The organism is Paraburkholderia bannensis (assembly GCF_014200455.1).
In the GTDB taxonomy this organism is placed as follows: domain Bacteria; phylum Pseudomonadota; class Gammaproteobacteria; order Burkholderiales; family Burkholderiaceae; genus Paraburkholderia; species Paraburkholderia bannensis_A.
In genome coordinates, this window is the sequence record NZ_JACHBW010000014.1 from 211111 (window position 1) to 230538 (window position 19428).

At 60.4% G+C, this 19428-nt stretch carries 18 protein-coding genes; 13 read left to right on the forward strand and 5 right to left on the reverse strand.

From position 1 onward, the window contains the following. Positions 1–2 precede the first annotated feature (2 nt). Together F4827_RS23535 and F4827_RS23540 are read right to left on the reverse strand one after the other, a co-directional pair. Positions 3–683 carry an RraA family protein gene (locus F4827_RS23535; protein WP_183727327.1) on the reverse strand — a complete coding sequence of 227 codons (681 nt, stop codon included), beginning with the start codon at positions 681–683 and terminating at the stop codon, positions 3–5. 27 nt (positions 684–710) lie between these two features. Continuing rightward, positions 711–1370, reverse strand: a complete 660-nt coding sequence (locus F4827_RS23540) for an RraA family protein (protein WP_183727325.1) — start codon at positions 1368–1370, stop codon at positions 711–713. A 161-nt stretch (positions 1371–1531) separates the two neighbouring features. On the opposite strand from F4827_RS23540, the gene F4827_RS23545 reads away from it, so the two are divergent. The 13 genes from F4827_RS23545 to F4827_RS23605 all read left to right on the forward strand — a co-directional run bounded on the left by F4827_RS23545 (position 1532) and on the right by F4827_RS23605 (position 16097). Next, the gene (locus F4827_RS23545) at positions 1532–2452 is read left to right on the forward strand and encodes a LysR substrate-binding domain-containing protein (protein WP_183727323.1); all 921 of its coding nucleotides are present in this window, start codon (positions 1532–1534) and stop codon (positions 2450–2452) included. A 534-nt stretch (positions 2453–2986) separates the two neighbouring features. Beyond that, positions 2987–4276, forward strand: a complete 1290-nt coding sequence (locus F4827_RS23550; protein WP_183727321.1) for a glycine betaine/L-proline ABC transporter ATP-binding protein — start codon at positions 2987–2989, stop codon at positions 4274–4276. Continuing rightward, on the forward strand, positions 4273–5154 hold the full coding sequence (locus F4827_RS23555; protein ID WP_183727319.1) for a proline/glycine betaine ABC transporter permease: 882 nt from the start codon (positions 4273–4275) through the stop codon (positions 5152–5154). The genes F4827_RS23550 and F4827_RS23555 overlap by 4 nt, the downstream gene beginning before the upstream one ends. A gap of 100 nt (positions 5155–5254) precedes the next feature. Then, entirely contained in the window at positions 5255–6130 is an 876-nt protein-coding gene (locus F4827_RS23560; protein ID WP_183727317.1) for a glycine betaine ABC transporter substrate-binding protein, read from the forward strand. An 80-nt stretch (positions 6131–6210) separates the two neighbouring features. Continuing rightward, entirely contained in the window at positions 6211–7506 is a 1296-nt protein-coding gene (gene glyA, locus F4827_RS23565) for a serine hydroxymethyltransferase (RefSeq protein ID WP_183727315.1), read from the forward strand. A gap of 79 nt (positions 7507–7585) precedes the next feature. Beyond that, complete coding sequence (locus F4827_RS23570) at positions 7586–8473, forward strand: dihydrodipicolinate synthase family protein (RefSeq protein ID WP_183727314.1); 888 nt, start codon at positions 7586–7588, stop codon at positions 8471–8473. Positions 8474–8479: 6 nt separating this feature from the next. Further along, on the forward strand, positions 8480–9811 hold the full coding sequence (locus F4827_RS23575) for an FAD-binding oxidoreductase (protein WP_183727312.1): 1332 nt from the start codon (positions 8480–8482) through the stop codon (positions 9809–9811). Between the two features lie 17 nt (positions 9812–9828). Beyond that, positions 9829–11322 (forward strand): aldehyde dehydrogenase, encoded by a 1494-nt coding sequence (locus tag F4827_RS23580; RefSeq protein WP_183727310.1) that lies wholly within the window; start codon positions 9829–9831, stop codon positions 11320–11322. 69 nt (positions 11323–11391) lie between these two features. After that, positions 11392–12162: a pyrroline-5-carboxylate reductase gene (locus F4827_RS23585; protein WP_183727307.1), complete on the forward strand. Its 771-nt coding sequence runs from the start codon at positions 11392–11394 to the stop codon at positions 12160–12162. Between the two features lie 196 nt (positions 12163–12358). Next, entirely contained in the window at positions 12359–13363 is a 1005-nt protein-coding gene (locus tag F4827_RS23590) for a LysR substrate-binding domain-containing protein (RefSeq protein WP_183727305.1), read from the forward strand. Positions 13364–13423: 60 nt separating this feature from the next. Further along, a complete protein-coding gene (locus F4827_RS23595; protein ID WP_183727303.1) occupies positions 13424–14458 on the forward strand; it encodes a GlxA family transcriptional regulator in 1035 nt (344 codons plus the stop codon). A gap of 39 nt (positions 14459–14497) precedes the next feature. After that, entirely contained in the window at positions 14498–14908 is a 411-nt protein-coding gene (locus F4827_RS23600; RefSeq protein ID WP_183727301.1) for a cupin domain-containing protein, read from the forward strand. 19 nt (positions 14909–14927) lie between these two features. Continuing rightward, a complete protein-coding gene (locus tag F4827_RS23605) occupies positions 14928–16097 on the forward strand; it encodes a branched-chain amino acid ABC transporter substrate-binding protein (RefSeq protein ID WP_183727299.1) in 1170 nt (389 codons plus the stop codon). Positions 16098–16283: 186 nt separating this feature from the next. Here the strand turns inward: F4827_RS23605 and F4827_RS23610 are convergent, their stop codons facing one another. The 3 genes from F4827_RS23610 to F4827_RS23620 all read right to left on the reverse strand — a co-directional run bounded on the left by F4827_RS23610 (position 16284) and on the right by F4827_RS23620 (position 19227). Beyond that, positions 16284–16925, reverse strand: a complete 642-nt coding sequence (locus F4827_RS23610; RefSeq protein ID WP_183727297.1) for an HD domain-containing protein — start codon at positions 16923–16925, stop codon at positions 16284–16286. Positions 16926–17021: 96 nt separating this feature from the next. After that, positions 17022–18506 (reverse strand): catalase, encoded by a 1485-nt coding sequence (locus tag F4827_RS23615; protein ID WP_183727295.1) that lies wholly within the window; start codon positions 18504–18506, stop codon positions 17022–17024. Between the two features lie 232 nt (positions 18507–18738). Further along, positions 18739–19227: a DUF3331 domain-containing protein gene (locus F4827_RS23620; protein WP_183727292.1), complete on the reverse strand. Its 489-nt coding sequence runs from the start codon at positions 19225–19227 to the stop codon at positions 18739–18741. Positions 19228–19428 lie beyond the last annotated feature (201 nt).

Here is a 19428-nt window from a genome sequence, read left to right on the forward strand (position 1 = left end):
ATTCAGCCTTTGGATTGCAGCGTGTGATAACCGAGTGCCGCACGCGCATCACCGAGGGACTTGCCCTGGGCGATCTGTTCGCGGATGCGCGACTCGACTTCCTCGATCTGGCGGGCGATCTGTGCGACTTCGCGTGCGCGGCCACGCGGCACAACGACAACGCCATTCGCATCCGCCACCACGATGTCGCGTGATGCAACGCGCGCGGTGCCGATCCCAACCGTCGTGTTGACCGACTCGACCTGCACGCGGTCCTTGCCGGTGCGCATGAAGCGACCCGCCGTGAACAGCGGATAGTTGTCGCCGAGCGCCTTGTTGACGTCGCGACACACGCCATCGATTACCGTGCCGGCGATGCCGCGCAGCCCCGCGTACTGCGTCATGATGTCTCCCCACACAGTGCAGTCGGTGCGGCCGTCGTTGTCGAGCACGATGACGTCGCCTTGCGCGACATCGTCGATAAAGTCGCCGACCGTGCTGGGGGGATTGCTGGCCGGTACATATTTGACGGTGAAGGCAGGACCCACCACTACATTCGCGTAATTCGCGAGCGGCACGATGCCGAGCGCCTGACCATGCAAACCGAGCTTGTCCATCGCATCGGAAATGCCCGGGGTATCCAGTCCGGCGAACAGCGCGACCAGTTCCTGATCTTCAGCACCAGCCTTCTTCAGGTTAGTCATATGAAAACTCCACAAAATGATGTCGGATCAGCGAACTGCGATCGCTTCGAATTCCTTGTCGTGCATGACCTCTGCAACCGGGCGACCGGCTCGCACGGCCGCCACCATGCCATCCTGGCGGTGCGCAATACGCTCGCCGAGATCCACCACGTCCTCGATACGAGCGGCCGGCACGAACACCGTGCCGCAGCGATCGGCGATCACGTAGTCGTCTTCGCTTACGGTCACGCCCGCCATCTGTACGGGCTTTCCTGAGTCGATCTGGATAACACGGTTGCGCGCGCTGATCATCGTCACGCCGCGCCCAAAGACGGGATAACCAATTGACTCACTGCCTTCGATATCACGGCTCAAGCCGTCGATGACCGATCCGCGGACCTGCTTTGCGGTGGCGGCGTTGGCGAGGATGTCGCCCCAGCACGAGATACCCTGCGCTCCACCGGCGATGACCAGGACACGATCGTCCGTGGTCACCGCGTCGATGACGGGTGAAATCAAATGCACGGCCGGTTTCGCATCGGCCTTCGGCCCGAGCTGGATAGTGCTCGCCCGACCGACGATCTTCGGGCAATCCCACAACGGACGCAGTCCATAGGTCGCACCGGGCAGACCGAGAAAGTCAAGCGCGTCGGAAACCGTGTTTGTGTCCAGCGCCGCGAGGCGATCAAGAATGAGGGACGGGCTCATAACGGGTATTTCCATGGAAAAGAGCGGAGAGTGCGGCAATCCTCGCCCCATCCTTTTGATATGTAAATTTCGTATTCAGTATCTGGCTGATACTATTTCCGGATCAGGCACAATGAAAAGTCCGTCGCGCTCTCCCGCTCTCTGCAATAGGACCGATTCACATGAACAATACGATCGATTTCAGGCTGATAAGGCAGTTATGGATGTTTCTCGCCGTCGCGGAGGAGCAGCATTACGGACGGGCGGCGAAGCGGTTGAATATGTCGCAGCCGCCGCTCACGGAGCAAATCAAGGTTCTTGAACAGTCGCTCAAACTGCAGCTCTTTTATCGGTCCCGGCAAGGCACGCAGCTCAGCCCAGCGGGGGCGGCGATATTGCCCGCCGTTCGGCAATTCGCAGATCAGGTGGAACGACTGGAACACGTAGTGCGCGAAGTGGCTGCCGGTCAGTCTGGTGTCTTGCATGTTGGCGCTATCACTTCTGCCATGCTGGAGACGGTCCCGCCCCTGCTGGAAGCGCTTAAACGTGAGCACCCCCAACTGACGGTATTCGTGCGCGAAATTGATAGCGTCGATGCTATTCCAGCGCTGGAAGCAGGTGAGATCGATCTGGCATTTGTCCGCGTCGATGGGGAACCTGGCAACGGCATCGCCACGCTGCCGCTTGCCGAAGACAGGTTGGCAGTAGCGCTTCCGAAGGATCATCCGCTAGCTGCGCAGTCCAGGGTTCGACTGAAATCGCTTTCGAATGAGCAGCTTGTGATGTCATCGCGGCAGGTCAGCCCTGTGTACTTCGACTTGCTTACGTCGGTATGCCGTTCACATGGGTTCACTCCACGCGTCACTCACGAGGTCCGCTCGGTCACCTCGCAGATCGCATACGTCGGATGCGGACAAGGTGTAGCGCTGGTACCTGCAACGATGCGGAAGTTGGCCCCGGAGAACGTGGTAGTGCGGCCTCTGAAAGAGAAGGTCATGGTTGTCACCGCTGCTTTGGTATGGAATACCGGGCGCCACCATCCGATGGTCGACAAAATCGTTTCATGGCTTGCACAAGGCGCGTCGAGGCATTCGCGACACTGAGCGCGCGCTCTGCGGTTCGGGCGAGACGCAACGTACCCGGAGTCGGCTGCCAATCGATCCACGGTTGAATGATCGACCTCAATGCCGCGTTCAGCCATCCTCCAAGGCGTGGGACAGGGCCCGCGAATACTCAAGGATGGGCGTACGCGTGCGGCTGTATTGGCGGCGGCATGCGCGATTTGCGCCCACGCCCTACTTCAGCGGCGACAACCCTCCTTGCCGCCCCAGGACCATCCCTGGCAAGCCATCTGAAAGACGCCGCTCGCCCGAGACGCAGCACCTTCCATTACCAAAGGTATGGGAAAGAGCCCAGAAAATGTAGCTGGGTGAAGCAAATTGGCTTGATACGCTGCACTTCATGCATTAACCGCGATGTTCACCCAACTGACGCACAACCTTCCGCCAGCCGGAAGAAAGGCGCCATTTGTGCGAACAAATGCGGGTTCGCAGTCGAGTGTCTCCGCGCAATCACAAACGCGGGCCATACCCGACTCACGACGGAAATTTCCTTGAACTCGCCAGTTGGGATGACAAATGACCCCAAACCTGACATTTGCGCCGCAAAGCGTGCTCCATCCGGGCGCGATCGGCGCGGACGATGTTTGCGCAGCAGCCAGACCTGCGGCGATCTCCAGCACCGACATCCTCACGGTCAAGAACCTGTCGAAGATCTTCGGCCCGAAGCCCGAGCGTGCCGCTGAACTCGTCCGTCAAGGCCTCGGCCGAAACGAGATCTTCGAGCAGACGGGCAACATGGTCGCCGTCAACAACGTGAGCCTGAGCGTCAAGGCAGGCGAGATCTTCGTCGTTATGGGCCTGTCCGGTTCCGGTAAATCGACGCTCGTGCGCCTGCTCAACCGTCTAATCGAGCCGACTTCGGGCCAGGTTATTCTCGAAGACCGTGACATCGCGCCCATGTCAACGAACGAATTGCGCGAAGTGCGCCGCAAGAAAATGGCGATGGTGTTTCAGTCGTTCGCGCTGCTGCCAAACCGGACGGTGCTCGACAACATCGCGTATGGTCTGGAAGTCGCCGGTCTGAAGAAGGCACAACGCTACGACATCGCGCGTGCAGCACTGACGCGCGTCGGCCTCGGTTCGTATGAAAGGCTGCTGCCAGGCGAGCTCTCGGGAGGCATGCAGCAGCGCGTCGGCCTGGCTCGCGCGCTCGCCGTGAATCCTTCCGTGCTGCTGATGGACGAAGCGTTTTCGGCGCTCGATCCCCTCATCCGGTTTGAAATGCAAAACGAACTGCTGCGGCTTCAAAAGGAAGAGCAGCGGACCATCGTGTTCATTTCGCACGACATCGAAGAAGCGATCAAGATCGGCGGGCGCATAGGCATCATGAAAGACGGCTGCCTGATCCAGGTCGGCACCCCTGCCGAACTGATCCAGTCGCCCGCCGATGCCTACGTGCGCGACTTCTTCCGCAACGTCGATGTGTCGCGCTTCCTGAAGGCATCGAGCCTCATGACATCAGTGGAACACCGGCTGATTTCCTGCGCCGTCGCCGCACCTTCGGAGCGCTATCTGAATCAGCTTATCGACAGCGGCGTCGAATGCGGCTACGTGTGTGACGAAGCGGGTCGATATCAGGGCTGCGTGACGCTGGCCTCTTTGCACAGGACGGGTTCCCATTCGATCCGGGAAGCGTTCGTGAGCGACGTGAACGCTGTCCCGCTGGATACGGATCTGCATCAACTGGCCGCCATCGCGTTGAGCCAGCAACACGATGTCCCCGTCACCGACACAGCCGGCAGGCTCGCGGGCGTCGTGTCCTGCCGGACGATTCTCAAGCAGGTCATGGAACGGAGAGCAGCATGAACTCGTCAGTCATCGGGAAGTTTGCGGAAAACGCTGTCAACTTTCTCTTTCAGCATTTCCGCGGCGGCTTCGACGCTTTCTCCGCCGCATTGGGCGCAGTCATCAAGTTGCTTGAAGACGGACTCGCTGCCGTGCCGTTCGTCGCGATGCTAATCATTCTCGTCGCGTTCGCTTTGTGGCGGCGGGGCGTCGTGTTCTCGGTCTTCGTCGGCTTTGCGCTGCTGGCGATCCAGTACATGGGACTGTGGGCGCAGACGGTGTCGACGTTGGCGCTGGTGATGGCTGCAACCGTCTTCAGTCTTGTCATTGGTGTGCCGCTGGGCATCTGGGGGGCGCGTAACAAACGCGTCGAAATGGTCCTGCGCTCGCTACTCGATTTCATGCAGACGATGCCGGCATTCGTCTATCTGATCCCCGCCGTCATCCTGTTCGGTTTGGGCCGGGTGCCCGCCGTGATCGCAACTATCGTGTTCTCGATGCCCCCCGTCGTACGCCTCACCACGCTGGGCATTCGCCAGGTGCGCGAAGAACTGCTGGAAGCGGGCCGCTCGTTCGGCAGCACCGATTCGCAACTGCTCTGGAAAATCCAGCTGCCGAATGCGCTGCCGTCGATCATGGCTGGGGTGAATCAGACCATCATGATGGCGCTCTCGATGGTCGTGGTCGCATCGATGATCGGCGCAGGCGGGCTTGGCGAGTACGTGTTGAGCGGCATCCAGCGGCTTGACATCGGAATCGGCTTCGAGGGCGGGCTGGGCGTCGTGCTGATTGCCATCGTGCTCGACCGCCTCACGGAGAGCTTTGGCGTGAAGCCAAAGAAGGCGAAGCGCGCCGTACGAGCCCCAAAGCCCGGCACGAATACGGCGGCGCGCACCTGACGCAAGCTCACGCCGTTATCTCCCAGTAAAGAAAACAGCACACCACATTGCCAGGTTCGTCCATCTTTCTATCATTTTCACAATCGCGTAGGAGTACTGTATGAAGACCAATCTGATCAAATCATGGGTTGCGAAACTGACTGCATCGGCGATAGTTGCAATAAGCGCTGGCCACGCTGTAGCGGCGGAACCGATCAAGATGGCGGTGACGAACTGGGCGGACGTGCTGGCCGTCGCCAACGTGGCCAAATACGTGCTCGAGACCAGTCTCAAGCAGCCCGTCCAATTCGTGCAGGCTGATATCGGCATCCAGTATCAGGGCGTCGCGCGGGGCGATCTCGACATCATGGTCGGCGGATGGTTGCCGGTGACGCATGGCGCCTACTACGCGAAGTACAAGAACGACATGGACGACGTCGGCGTCATCTATACGGGCGGCAAGAACGGTTGGGCGGTCCCCGCCTACATTCCCGAGTCGCAGGTTGCAACGATTTCCGACCTCGAAAAGCCGGACGTGAAGAGCAAGCTGAACGGCACCATCCAGGGCATCGAGCCCGGCGGCGGTCTGATGCAGGCATCTGAAAAGGCTCTCAAGGCGTACGACCTCAACGGCTACAACCTGCAATCGTCAAGCGAGGCCGGCATGCTCGCGGGCGTGTCGCGTGCCTATCAGTCGAAGCAATGGATCGTCGCAACGGTCTGGAGCCCGCATTGGCTGTTCCAGAAATGGCAGATGCGCTACCTGAAGGACCCGAAAGGCACGCTGGGCGGCGAGGAGCAGGTACATGCCTTCGCATCGAAGCAGTTCGCAACAAAATTCCCCCGTGCTGACGTGTTCTTCAAGCACTTCAAGCTGAGCCTCGCCGACGTCGAGGCAATTGAATTCGAAGGCAACAGCACGAACGACTACGCGACGGCGGCGAAGAAATTCGTCGATGCCCACCCGGAAAAGCTGAAGGCCTGGTTGCAGCAATAAGCCGCACAGGCTCCCATATGGCATCAACCGGTTTTGCCGTCTTGCACTACATGCTTCACGATTTTTCCCGGAGTCACCACGTGAACGAGAACTCGCGCTTTTTTGCAGAACCGCTCCAGAGCCGCGACCCTGTTATCGCATCGGAGATTGCGCTGGAGTTGCGCCGCCAGCAAACGCAGATCGAACTGATTGCTTCCGAGAACATCGTCTCGGCGGCAGTCATGGAAGCGCAAGGCACCGTGCTGACCAACAAGTACGCGGAAGGCTATCCGTCGAAGCGTTACTACGGCGGCTGCGAGCATGTGGACCGCATCGAGGCGCTCGCGATCGACCGCGTGAAGGCGCTGTTCGAAGCCGGGTTCGCCAACGTCCAGCCGCACTCGGGCGCACAAGCGAACGGCGCCGTGATGCTCGCGCTCGTCAAGCCGGGCGATACGGTCATGGGCATGTCGCTCGATGCGGGCGGGCATCTGACGCACGGTGCGCGTCCCTCGCTGTCCGGCAAATGGTTCAACGCAGTGCAGTACGGCGTGAGCCCCGACACGTATCGCATCGATTATGACCAGGTGCGCCGTCTTGCCGAAGAGCATCGGCCGAAGCTGATTATCGCTGGGTATTCGGCGTATCCGCGCGCGCTGGACTTTGCCGCATTCCGCGATATCGCCGATAGCGTGGGCGCGCTGCTGATGGTCGATATGGCGCACATCGCCGGCATCGTCGCGGCAGGACGGCACGAGAACCCGGTTCGATACGCGGACGTCGTGACGTCGACGACACACAAAACGCTGCGCGGGCCGCGCGGCGGCTTCATCTTCACCAATAACGGCGACATCGCGAAGAAGATCAATTCGGCTGTGTTTCCCGGCTTGCAGGGCGGCCCGCTGATGCATGTGATCGCGGGCAAGGCGGTGGCGTTCGGCGAAGCACTGCGCCCTGAATTCACGGCGTATATCGATCAGGTGCTGCGCAACGCGCAGGCGCTCGGCAATGTGCTCAAGTCGGGCGGCGTGAACCTCGTGACGGGAGGTACGGATAACCATCTGTTGCTTGTCGATCTGCGCTCGAAAGGTCTGACGGGAACGCAGACGGAGAAAGCGCTGGAGCGCGCGGGCATCACCTGCAACAAGAACGGCATCCCGTTCGACACGGAAAACCCGACGGTCACGTCGGGCATTCGCCTCGGCACGCCGGCAGGCACGACGCGCGGCTTCGGCATTGCGCAGTTCGAGCAGATCGGCCAGATGATTCTCGACGTGCTGACTTCACTGGAACGGGAGCCTGGCGGCGATGAACTGGTGGAACGCGCCGTACGCAGCCGCGTGCGGGACCTGTGCAACCAGTTCCCGATTTATTCGCATGCGGAAGCGCTTGTATAAGCCACGCCGCTGATTCAACCGAACGCAGCGGCACGCAGTTTCGCGCGCCGCAAGTGAAATTACTCAAGAGAGAACCGACATGAGCTTCGAGGGAGTCCACACGCCACTCGTCACCCCGTTCAAGGCCGATGGCGAGATCAATCACGCTTTGCTCGGCAAGCACGCCGCGAATCTCGCGGGCCGCGTTTGCGGCCTCGGCATTGGCGGCACGACGGGCGAATACTACGCGCTGAGTTTCGACGAGCGCGTGCAGACTTTCAACACGGTCGCCGAAGCAGCGGGCGGCAAGTCGTATCTGACGGCGGGCATCAACGCAACGACGACGAAAGAAGTGATCCGCCTCGGTCAGGAAGCGAAGCGTGCGGGCCTGAACGCGCTGCTGCTCGCCGCTCCGTATTACGCACAGCCGACTCAGGAAGAACTGCTGGCCCATCTGCTGAAGGTGGACGACGCGCTCGACATGCCCGTGATGCTGTACAACTTCCCGGCGCGCACAGGCACGGCAATCGGCGACGAGGTGCTGTCGAAACTGCTCGAACGCTCCAACTTCATCGCGATGAAGGAAAGCACCGGCGACGTTTCGCATCTGCATCATCTCGCCACGCACTTCAAGGATCGTCTGACGCTGAGCTGCGGCATGGATGATCAGGCACTGGAATTCTTCGCGTGGGGCGCAAAGAGCTGGGTCGGCGGCGCGTCCAACTTCCTGCCGGAAGCGCACACCGCGCTGTTCGACGCCTGCGTGAAGCGAGGCGATTTCGCGACCGGGCGCCAGTTGATGGCGCAATTGCTGCCCGTGCTGGAACTGCTGGAGCGTAGCGGCAAGTTCATCCAGTACGTTCGATACGGCTGCGAACTGGCGGGCACGCCCGTCGGTGCGGCGCGCGCGCCGCTTGGCACGCTCGATGAAGAAGAACGCAGCACGTTTGCCAGGCTGGTTCGCCCATTGTTGCGCAACGCTCAGTAAATCCGCATGGCCTCGAAACTGGAATTCGCGCGGTTTCCCGCTCCCGACGGCGTCAACGGATGGTGGGAAAGCCTGCCGCCGCCCAAGCCTGCCGTAGCGGTGTCGTCGGAACGCCGCTACGACTGGGTCGTGGTCGGTGGCGGCATTACGGGCCTGTGCGCGGCCCGGCGGCTTGCCGAGCTTGCACCCGATGCGTCGATTGCGCTCGTCGAGGCGGATCGCATCGGGCGCACAACAGCTGGGCGTAATTCCGGCTTTTTCGTCGATCTGCCGCACGACATCAGCAGCGAGAGCTATTCGCGCAGCGTGGAAGCGGATAAGGCGGACGTGCGGCTCCAGCGTCACGGTATCGACTATGTGCGTTCGGCGGTGAAGGAGCACAAGATCGAATGTGACTGGCGCGACGACGGGAAATTTCATGCGTCGGTCAATCGCAAGGGACATGCGGCGCTCGCGCATTTTGCCGAAGGCCTGGAGCGTATCGACGAAGCCTTCGAATGGCTGGACAAAGCCGCCATTACGAAGGTAACGGGCACGGACTTCTACGAGGGCGCGCTGTTCACGCCAGGATGCAGCACGGTGCAGCCCGCGGCTTTGATGCGCGGTCTTGCTGCGTCCTTGCCCGCCAATGTGCAGGTCTTCGAACTCAGCGCCGTGAAGCGCATCGAGGACCAAGGGCTAACGAAGGTGCTGACGCTCGCGGGCGGCAAGATTGGCGCGAAACGCGTGATTCTCTGCACCAATGCGTACGCGGCGACCTTCGGCGGGCATCCGAACGGACTGTTGCCTGTGTACACCTTCGCATCGATGACGCGCGTGATGACCCCCGACGAAGTGAAGCGGCTAGGTGGCACGCGTTCATGGTCGCTGATTCCCGCCGACCCGATGGGCTCGACCGTGCGCCGTCTGGCCACCGACCGCATCTGCGTGCGCAATCACTTCGCGTTCCGGCCGAACCTCGAAGTCTCGCAAGGGGATCTGGCGAAAGCGAAGAATCTGCATCAACGCTCGTTCGACCGGCGCTTTCCGATGCTCAAGGACGTCGAACTCGAATACACGTGGGGCGGTCCGCTGTGCCTGTCGGCGAATAACGGCGCGCTGTTCGGGCGCAGGGCCGATGGCGTGTTCGAAGCAGTCGGATGCAACGGTCTGGGTCTTAGCCGCGGTTCGGCTTCCGGCAAGCTGATTGCCGAATATGCGCTCGGTCAGTCCAGCGATCTCGTGCGTCAGCTTCTGAACCAGCCGCATCCGCGTTCGCTGCCCGTGCGGCCGATTGCCGATGTCGCGGTATCGGCGGCCATCTGGGTCAAGGAATTTTCGGCGGGAGCCGAGCTTTAAATCTGTGAGGACAGGACATGACGATGTATCAGGAATGGAAGCAGAAAGCGGACGCCCTGTCGCTCGACGGCAGAGCCTTTATTGCAGGAGAGCGCGCAAACGCGGCGTCGAATGAGACCTTCGCGACGCTGAATCCTTCGACAGGTAAAGTTCTCGCCGATATCGCCAGGTGCGATGCGAAAGATATCGACCGCGCTGTGACCGCGGCGCGAGACGCATTCGAATCCGGCGTGTGGTCGAAGGCCGCGCCTGCGCAGCGCAAGGCGGTGCTGCTGCGCCTCGCTCAACTGATCGACGAGAACGCCGAAGAACTGGCGCTGCTCGAAGCACTCGAAGCCGGCAAGCCGATCAGCGAATGCATGGGACTGGACATTCCCGAGTCGGCGGCCTGCATCCGCTGGCATGCGGAAGTTACCGACAAGCGTTACGATGCCCTGTCGCCGTCGGGCGCGAGTGTCGTCAGCATGATTACGCGCGAGCCGATCGGCGTTGTCGGCGCGGTGCTGCCGTGGAATTTTCCGGCGCTGATGCTTGCGTGGAAGATCGGCCCGGCGCTGTCGGTCGGCAATAGCGTGATCGTGAAGCCCGCCGAACAGACCTCGCTATCGACGCTGCGTATCGCCGATCTTGCACAGGAAGCGGGTGTACCGGCCGGTGTGTTCAGCGTGGTGACGGGCTTTGGCGAAAGCGCGGGGCAGGCCTTGGGCCGCCATGCCGACGTCGATCTTGTGGCGTTCACCGGCTCGACGGAAACGGGCAAACGGTTCTTGCATTACTCGGCGGACACGAATCTGAAGCGCGTGGTGCTCGAATGCGGCGGCAAGAATCCGCAAGTCGTGTTGCCCGACGTTGCGAATCTCGATGCCGTTGCCGAGCAGGCCGTCGCCGCTGCATTCTGGAACATGGGGGAGAACTGTAGCGCGGGCTCGCGCATCCTGGTTCCTGCTTCGCTGAAAGCAAGCCTGCTCGAAAAAGTACTGGCGGTACTCGAAGGCTGGAAGACGGGTGACCCGCTCGACCCCGACGTCAAGCTCGGCGCGCTGATCGAGCAGAAGCACTTTGAGAAGGTGCTCGCGCACATCGAAAAGGCCAAGGCGGAAGGGGCGCGCCTCGTGTGCGGCGGCAAGGCCACACACGCGGAGTCGGGTGGCTGGTTCGTCGAGCCGACCATCTTCGATAACGTGACGCCGGAAATGAGCATCGCTCGCGACGAAGTGTTCGGCCCGGTGGTGTGCTTCATCGAATATGCGGACGTGGAACACGCCGTGCGTATTGCGAACGACACCTGCTACGGCCTCGCCGCTTCTTTGTGGACCGACAACGTGAACAGCGCGCACAAGGTCGCGGCGCGGATTCGCGCAGGCACCGTTACGGTGAACTGCTTCGGCGAGGGTGATCTGTCGACGCCGTTCGGCGGGTTCAGGCAATCGGGCTTCGGCGGACGCGACAAATCGGTCTACGCGCACGACCAGTACTGTGAGCTGAAGACCACCTGGCTGAAGCTCGACTAGACTGGTTGAATATGCAACGCCAACCCGGCCGCCCAGGCCGGGCTTTTCCACAACTCAACGCGGAACACCATGCGAGCAGGATTCATCGGAACGGGCACGATCACACAGGCAGTCGTGACGGGCATGCTGAAATTCGGCGTGCCGTTTGAACAGATATCGCTGTCGCCACGCAACGCGAAAACAGCTGCTGAGCTAGCCGCGCGTGACGGGCGTATTCATGTCTGCTCCAGCAATCAGGAAGTGCTTCAGCGTTCGGATGTCGTGTGTCTCGCGGTGGTGCCGCAAATCGCGTCAGAAGTTTTGCGCGAACTGGAATTCGACGCGCGTCATCATGTGATCAGTTTCATGGCGGGTGTTTCGCTGGATCAGTTGCGCGGCCTTGTTCGTACGGGCGGCAAGATCGCGCGTGCCGTGCCGCTGCCCGCTGTGGCGCAGGGTAAAGGCAGCACGGCAATCTGCCCCGCCGACGAAGTCGCCCGCGCGATTTTCGCGCCGCTGGGCCAGGCCGTCGAAGTGGACAGTGAAGACAAGTTCGATGCTCTATCGGCCGTGACGGCGACCATGGCGAGCTTCTACGCGGTGCTCGAAACGCAGGCATCGTGGCTTGTGCAACAAGGGCTCGACTATGCCGACGCACGTGCATTTCTGTCCGGCTACTGTGTGGGACTTGTTCACGATACGACGCGCACCGACGAGCCGTTCGCAGCGATGGTGCAGCACTCCATGACGCCGGGCGGCATCAACGAACAGGTGCACGCCGAGCTTTCGCGCCGCGGCGCCTACGCGTGTTACAGCGACGCGCTCGACGGCGTGCTGCGGCGAATCAGCGGACGCGCGTGACGACCGGCGTCGAATGCGCAATGCGCGCACCGGCGGCGGATAATCATCAGATGCCGCACAGGCGTAAAGAAAGCGCCCGCGCACTCGGGTTGCACATTGCCAGTTGCCGGGAAGAGTCGCACACTAGATTTAGCGCGGGCAGTCAGAACCCGACACATCGCGGCCGCATTGCGCATCCGCTTTACAGGTGAAAGCCATGCAAAAGAAACAGTTGTTCGCCGACCGGCTGCTCGCGCAGATGCCGTCTTTGCGCGCATTGCGCTGCTTCGTCACGGCTGCCCGCTACGAAAGCTTCACGCAGGCCGCCGAGGTGCTGTGCGTCACCCAGGCCGCCATCAGCCGCCAGATCAAGGAACTGGAAGATTCGCTGGAAGTCCCCCTGTTCGAGCGCACGGGCAGGCATATCGCGCTGACGGACGCGGGGCGCATTCTGTACAACGCGTCCTATCTGTCGATCATGAACATCGCCGAAGCCGCCGAAGCCGTGCGCCGCACCGAGCGGCATGCGCTGACGATCTGCGTGTCGCATACGTTTTCGGCGCTGTGGCTGTCGCTGCGGCTGCCCGGCTTTCGCAGGCGTTTCCCGGACATCCGTTTGCATGTGATGGTCACCGAGCATTTCATGGAGCTGGACGAGCTCATGGAACCGGACATCATCATCACGAAGAATCCGCCGCGCGAGCCCGAGTACGAGATCGAGCCGCTCTTTCACGACGTGGTGTATCCCGTGTGCAGTCCGTCGTTTCATGAGCGGCATTTCCACGCGAGACAGTTGAAGCCCCTGGATCTGCTGTCGCATCCGACCTTGAACCTGTCGCCGCTGGGACGCGCGCAGGTTTGCGAGCACGTGGACTGGCGCGTATGGCGCAACTGGTTCCAGCAGGGCGACGGCTCGGACCGGCTGGCCGAGAACGACCATCTGGAGAGCAACGACTACCGGCTGCTCGTCGCGCAGGCGGAAGCCGGCGAAGGCACGCTGCTCGGCTGGCATCACCTCGTGCACCGCCAGGTCGAACAGGGGCGGCTGTTGCGGCCCGTGCAGGATGCGCTCGAGTTCAACGACCGTCATCACTACCTGATCACGCACAAGAACGCCAAACTGCGGCCCGAGTATCTGCAATTCCGTGAATGGCTCGGCGAAGAAGTCGCCTCGATGATGGGCGAATGGCGCGGCGTCGAAGCCGAAGCGACGACGAAATAGCGTATTGGCGCAGACGATATGAGCGGCCACGAGTCCCACAATGTCGGCGCAGGCAACGCCATGCCAAGCGACCTCACACACAACAAGGCTGGAACGGCGCGTCCGTTACGCTTTGGCATCGTGCTGTTGCCGAACTTCACGTTGACGGCGTTTTCGGGTTTCGTCGATCTGCTCCGACTAGCTAGCGACGAAGGCGATATGAGCCGGCCGGTGCGCTGTTCGTGGACGATCGTTGGCGAATCGCTGGCGCCCGTCAGGGCGAGTTGCGGCATTCAGGTGGCGCCGTGGACGACCTTCGATGAAGCAGGCGAGTTCGACTACGTCGTCGTGGTCGGCGGACTGCTGCATTCCGGGCCGTCGGCGAGCAAGGCCACGCTCAGGTTCATTCAGGACGCGGCCAAAGGGCCCGCAACATTGGTGGGCATTTGCACGGGCGTTTTCGCATTGATGCGCGCCGAAGTCATGAACGGCTATCGCATCTGCGTGAGCTGGTTTCACTATTGGGACTTCGTCGAGCGCTTTCCGGGCGTCGACGAACGCAATCTGGTTGCAGACCGGCTGTTCGTTATCGACCACCGGCGCATCACGTGTTCGGGCGGCCGTGCATCGATTGACGTCGCCGCAGCGATCCTGTTACGCCATGTAGAAGCGACGATCGTCCAGAAGGCGCTGCGCATCATGCTGGTCGACGACGCGCAAAAGGGAAACACGCCGCAGCCCCATCCGCCAGGGCTCGAACCGGCCACGCATCCAAAGGTGCGCCGCGCGATCCTGCTGATGGAGCAGCACATCGGTCAGCCGTTGAGTCTCGCCGAACTCGCGCGTCGGCTGGAGCTCTCCGCCAGGCAGCTGGAGCGCCTGTTCGCCGCGGAGACAGGCAAGTCGCCGCACGCGTACGGACGGCAGATCCGCATTCGCATGGCATCGTGGCTGCTGACGAGTTCGGACCGCACGGTCGCGGATATCGCCACGTCTTGCGGCTTTTCCGACGCCTCGCACCTCGGTCGCGAATTCAGAAAAGAATTCGGCGAATCTCCTGCTGCTTATCGCGTTGCGCGTCCGCAGAGCCGCGCCCTTGCCATGGCCGCGAACTGACGCGCACGCCGCGCCCCCCCACCACCGCAACGAGACAACATGCCGACCGAACAACTATCCGTCGAAATGGCGTACTTCGGCCTGAACGTCAAAGGCGCGCGCCGCTGGTACTCGATCGACGAGCGCGACTGGCAGCCGATGAAGATCGGCGATACGACGCTGGCTGGCTTCTCGTGGATCCCCGTTGCGCAAGACGAGGGCGGCGCGTGGTCCAGCTACTGGATGCGTCTTCAGCCAGGCACGCGGTCGCCGCAGCACCGGCACGACTCGACTGAACTGATCGTGATTCTCGAAGGCGTATTCACGGACGACGACGGCGCCGATTTTCTTCCGGGCCAGACGGTGTGCTATGCGGCGGGCTCGTGTCACAGCACGTCGTCGACACGAGGATGCACGGTGCTGGTCGTCTCGCATACCGGCTCCACAGTCGTCTCGCGCACGCAAGCCTGACGCCTCGACGGAGAAAACGATGCCCAATACCGCCGCTACCTCACGCAGGTTGTGTGTCGCCGCGCTGATCGCCTTTGCGATGGCACTGGCCAGTGAGGCGAGTCTCGCTCAGCAGGTCGTGAAAATAGGCGTATCCGCGCCATTGACGGGCCTTGGCGCACCCAACGGCAAGGACATCGAAAACGGCGTGCGGCTCGCCGTTGAAGAAGCAAACGCGCAGCATATCAAGCTGGACGGACAGGACGTTCGCTTCGAACTCGATTCAGTCGACGATCAAGGCGACCCGCGCGTGGGCGTTCAGGTCGCTCAGAAACTTGTCGACGATGGCGTCGTGGCCGTGGTTGGCTATTACAACTCCGGGGTCGCGTTACCGGCATCGCCGATCTTCGCCCAAGCAGGTATTCCACTCATCGATCCCGCCGCCACGAATCCCGCCATCACGCGACAAGGATTGAAGAACGTGTTTCGCGTCATCGCCACCGATGCCCAGAATTCTGGCAGCGCAGGCAAGTACGCCGTCACGGTGACGAAGGCGCAGCGCATTGCCGTGATGGACGACCGCACGGCCTTCGGCCAAGGCGCCGCGGACGAATTCAAAAAAGCCGTCTCGGCGGCGGGCGGCCGGATCGTCGCGTCGGAATACACGCAAGACAAGGCCGTCGAATTCAATGCGCAACTCACCAATATCAAAACGGCGAACGCCGACCTGCTCTACTTCGCCGGGCTCGACAATCAGGCGGCGCTTTTGACGAAACGCATGAGGCAGCTTGGCATGAAGGCGCAGTTCGTGGGCAGCGGCGGCATTGCCGACAGCATCTTCATCAGCGTTGCGGGCAGCGCGGGCGAAGGCGCGATGGCGTGGGAATATGGACGGCCCGTCGATTCCCTGCCGCACGGCAAGGCGTTCGCGGAAAAGTTCAAGAAGCGGTTCGGCGCGCACACGCTGACCTACGCGCCATTCGCGTATGACTGTGCCTGGGTGGCGATCAACGCGATGAAGCAGGCGAACTCCGCAAAGCCGGAGGTGTTCATGCCCGCGCTGCGCACGACGCAATACGACGGGATCACAGGCAAGATCGAGTTTGACGCATTCGGCGACCTCAAGCATCCCACCTCGACGCTGTATCAAGTGAAGAACGGCAAATGGGTGCCCGTGACGACGATCAGCGCCGAACAGGCGCAACCATGAAGGACTGGACCCGGGCCTCGACATGAAGGAGAGGCGCGCTATCTGGTCGTCGCGAATACCTGCGTCTTTCCATGCAGATGTTCACGGCCGACCTGCGGCACAGGGAGATCGACGTCGCCGTGCGCTTCGGCGAAGGAAGATTGAATATGCCAACCACGACCCGAGTACAGTCACAAAAGATGGAATTCACGAAGGCCACATGGATTTACGAATCACGCAACAGAAATTCCCGGCGTGGAAATGTGGTTCTTTATCTGAGATCACATCAGCCTTAACGTTACCGAACGTCGTCTCAGGCTTGTGTTTGATTCCCTCGTAGAAGGCAGAAATAATCTCTTCCTTGAAACTGTCGCCGCGCGGATGTGCCTTTACGACTGCGTCACGTTCAGTATCGCTGTACTGATCATATTTCAGACCGAGAACATCCATTTCCACGCCGGCCGTCACCAGTGCAATGACCGGATGCATGTGTTGGGGAATACCGGGCGTCGTGTGCAAGGCAATAGATGTCCATACGGTGTCGATATCGTTCTGCGATATGCCCTCTTGTTCGAGGAAATCACGCGCGGCGTTGGCTCCGTCGACTTCAAACCTCTCGTTCGCGCTGCTGTACTGTTTCATAAGGCCGAAATCGTGAAACATGCAGCCGCAATAAAGCAGCTCAGGGTCGAATTTGAGATTTCGCCTCGCGCCAGCGAGGGCGCCAAAGTAGAAAACCCGGCTCGAGTGGTTGAAGAGTAACGGGGTGGTGTTTTCCCGCGCGATCTCGGTCACTTTCCTGACAAGTGCACTATCCGGGATTTTGACGCCGTCAATTTCGATTGTCATCGTTCGCTCTCGTTGAGTGTCCGCAATAAGCGGATGGAGGAGATACGTCACTCCCCGCCAGGGTGGTGACGTAGGTGACCAGAAAGAAAGGTTTGGCTAGCGAGGATGGTTGGTCTCGTCGCGTACGGACGTATTCCCAAGCTGCTCCTGCGCTTCCAGGGCGAGCCTGACACCCGCGCCATAGGCAGGATCAGCCTTTGTGCAGTGCTCGATATGGAGTTCCCGGACTGCTGCGGAAACGCCATGCATCGCGCGTGCGGTATTTTCAAAAAGCACCTGCTGTTGTGCTGCAGACATCAAGCGAAACAGTTCCCCGGGTTGACTGAAATAGTCCTCATCGGCTCGGTGATTCCAGTGGCCTGCTTCCCCCTCCAGCGGCAACGGCGGCTCACTAAAGTCAGGTTGATCGAGCCACGCGCCGGTTGTATTGGGGTTGTAGGACGTTAAACCGCCCCGCTTGCCGTCGACACGCAGGAGTCCATCGCGGTGATAGCTGTTGTAGTGCCTTGTCGCCTTCGGCGCGTTGACAGGAATCTGGTGATGATTCACGGTCAGCCGATAGCGCTGTGCATCACCATACGAAAAGAGCCGACCTTGTAGCATCTTGTCGGGCGAAAAGCTGATTCCGGGGACGATATTTGCAGGATTAAAGGCTGCCTGTTCGACGTCTGCAAACCAGTTTTCCGCGTTGCGGTTAAGCTCGAAACAGCCTGCCTCAATAAGCGGGTAATCCTTCCTCGACCAGACTTTGGTGAGGTCGAAAGGGTTGAACTTGCACGTGGAAGCCTCTTTTTCCGGCATGATCTGGAAGTAAAGTGTCCAACGCGGAAACTCGCCGCGCTCGATCGCGTCATACAGATCCCTATGGTGACTTTCGCGATCGGAACCGACCAGGGCGACCGCCTCGGCGTCGGTCAGATTCTGAATACCTTGCTGCGTACGCATGTGAAATTTGACCCACGAACGCTCACCGGCCGCGTTGATCAGGCTGAAGGTGTGACTGCCAAAGCCGTGCATGTGGCGAAACGAACGGGGGATACCACGATCGCTCATGACAATGGTGACCTGGTGGAATGCCTCGGGAAGTTGCGTCCAGAAGTCCCAATTGCTTTGGGCGCTACGCAATCCCGTGCGGGGATCGCGTTTGATTGCGTGATTGAGGTCCGGAAATTTCAGTGGATCTCTCAGGAAGAACACCGGAGTGTTGTTCCCGACAAGGTCCCAGTTACCCTCCTCCGTGTAGAACTTCAGCGCGAATCCGCGAATGTCCCGTTCTGCGTCTGCGGCGCCCCGTTCACCCGCGACAGTCGAAAAGCGGGCAAACATCTCTGTAGCCTTGCCGACCTCTGAGAACAGCTTCGCACGCGTATAGGCCGTTACATCGTGGGTCACGGTAAACGTACCGTAAGCGCCCGATCCCTTTGCGTGCATGCGACGCTCCGGAATGACTTCCCGATCGAAGTACGCAAGCTTCTCCAGGAACCATACATCCTGGAGAAGTGCCGGGCCGCGCGGCCCGGCTGTCTGAATATTCTGGTTGTCCGGCACAGGTGCGCCGAAAGCGGTCGTCAATTTGCTCATTGCGTGCTCCAAGGGAAGCTGCGTGAAAAAAGAGATGAGGCTCACGGTGACGCGACGCATTCGACACGTACCAGTGATTTCTCCCGGGCGCGTTGCAGGAAAGTGTGGCGAATATGAGGTTGTTTGAACTGTCAGCCACCGTGGAACTTGCCGACATCCCCCATGCTTTTCCACGCCCGCTGTGTCAACTTCGTTCAGCCGGAAACCGGCGGAACATTTCCGATTCCGTATATCAGGATTTCGAAACTGACGAACAGTGATAAAGATTCCTCACGACGCGATAGTCGTTGGCGTCGAACGCATCAACGAGTTTGTGCTGCAGATCGCGGGGAATTTTCGACGCGAGCATCATCCAATCTGCGTTATGGGGGAAATGGCCGCGCGTCGACGGTTTGTAGATATCATCGCCGCGCCTTATGCGATCACCAGATAGAACGCAGTGACCACTTTGCCGCGCACGACTACGTTTCCACGTTTGGGCGCCATAATGACCGGCGGTCGAGTCCCTGCATGCAATCGTGAGATTTCCTGCCGGATTACATCCGATGAACTCGATGCGTGCTGTCGCACCGGGCGTTACAGACTTACCCGGTGTCGCTTGACGTAGTCTGCGTAGCCTGGTGGATTGTGGTCCCTCGGTGTCTCGCTTCAGATCTTTTGAGATCGTCTCCAGCAGCGCTAGAGTGCTATCCCAAATAGCGTTTCGATCCAGCTCGCGCATTTCTCACCTTCCGTCGTTTTGGCGAAATATCAGTTAGATGAAATCCTATGGCAAAGAAAATCCAGGAAAAGTGAAGATTAAAAATTCTGAAGAGAAACCCCGCCATTAGAAGGTGTTATGCACTTTTGTTAAGGGCTGCAAAGTGGACGAGCATAAGCACGGAGAATACGACGAAATGCAACCCAGCCAATGTTTCGGGCA

Bases quoted from the DNA above. Each gene is read 5' to 3' on its own strand.
- F4827_RS23535 (WP_183727327.1), bottom strand. From the start codon at position 683: ATGACTAACCTGAAGAAGGCTGGTGCTGAAGATCAGGAACTGGTCGCG.
- F4827_RS23540 (WP_183727325.1), bottom strand. From the start codon at position 1,370: ATGAGCCCGTCCCTCATTCTTGATCGCCTCGCGGCGCTGGACACAAAC.
- F4827_RS23545 (WP_183727323.1), top strand. From the start codon at position 1,532: ATGAACAATACGATCGATTTCAGGCTGATAAGGCAGTTATGGATGTTT.
- F4827_RS23550 (WP_183727321.1), top strand. From the start codon at position 2,987: ATGACCCCAAACCTGACATTTGCGCCGCAAAGCGTGCTCCATCCGGGC.
- F4827_RS23555 (WP_183727319.1), top strand. From the start codon at position 4,273: ATGAACTCGTCAGTCATCGGGAAGTTTGCGGAAAACGCTGTCAACTTT.
- F4827_RS23560 (WP_183727317.1), top strand. From the start codon at position 5,255: ATGAAGACCAATCTGATCAAATCATGGGTTGCGAAACTGACTGCATCG.
- F4827_RS23570 (WP_183727314.1), top strand. From the start codon at position 7,586: ATGAGCTTCGAGGGAGTCCACACGCCACTCGTCACCCCGTTCAAGGCC.
- F4827_RS23575 (WP_183727312.1), top strand. From the start codon at position 8,480: ATGGCCTCGAAACTGGAATTCGCGCGGTTTCCCGCTCCCGACGGCGTC.
- F4827_RS23580 (WP_183727310.1), top strand. From the start codon at position 9,829: ATGACGATGTATCAGGAATGGAAGCAGAAAGCGGACGCCCTGTCGCTC.
- F4827_RS23585 (WP_183727307.1), top strand. From the start codon at position 11,392: ATGCGAGCAGGATTCATCGGAACGGGCACGATCACACAGGCAGTCGTG.
- F4827_RS23590 (WP_183727305.1), top strand. From the start codon at position 12,359: ATGCAAAAGAAACAGTTGTTCGCCGACCGGCTGCTCGCGCAGATGCCG.
- F4827_RS23595 (WP_183727303.1), top strand. From the start codon at position 13,424: ATGCCAAGCGACCTCACACACAACAAGGCTGGAACGGCGCGTCCGTTA.
- F4827_RS23600 (WP_183727301.1), top strand. From the start codon at position 14,498: ATGCCGACCGAACAACTATCCGTCGAAATGGCGTACTTCGGCCTGAAC.
- F4827_RS23605 (WP_183727299.1), top strand. From the start codon at position 14,928: ATGCCCAATACCGCCGCTACCTCACGCAGGTTGTGTGTCGCCGCGCTG.
- F4827_RS23610 (WP_183727297.1), bottom strand. From the start codon at position 16,925: ATGACAATCGAAATTGACGGCGTCAAAATCCCGGATAGTGCACTTGTC.
- F4827_RS23615 (WP_183727295.1), bottom strand. From the start codon at position 18,506: ATGAGCAAATTGACGACCGCTTTCGGCGCACCTGTGCCGGACAACCAG.
- F4827_RS23620 (WP_183727292.1), bottom strand. From the start codon at position 19,227: ATGCGCGAGCTGGATCGAAACGCTATTTGGGATAGCACTCTAGCGCTG.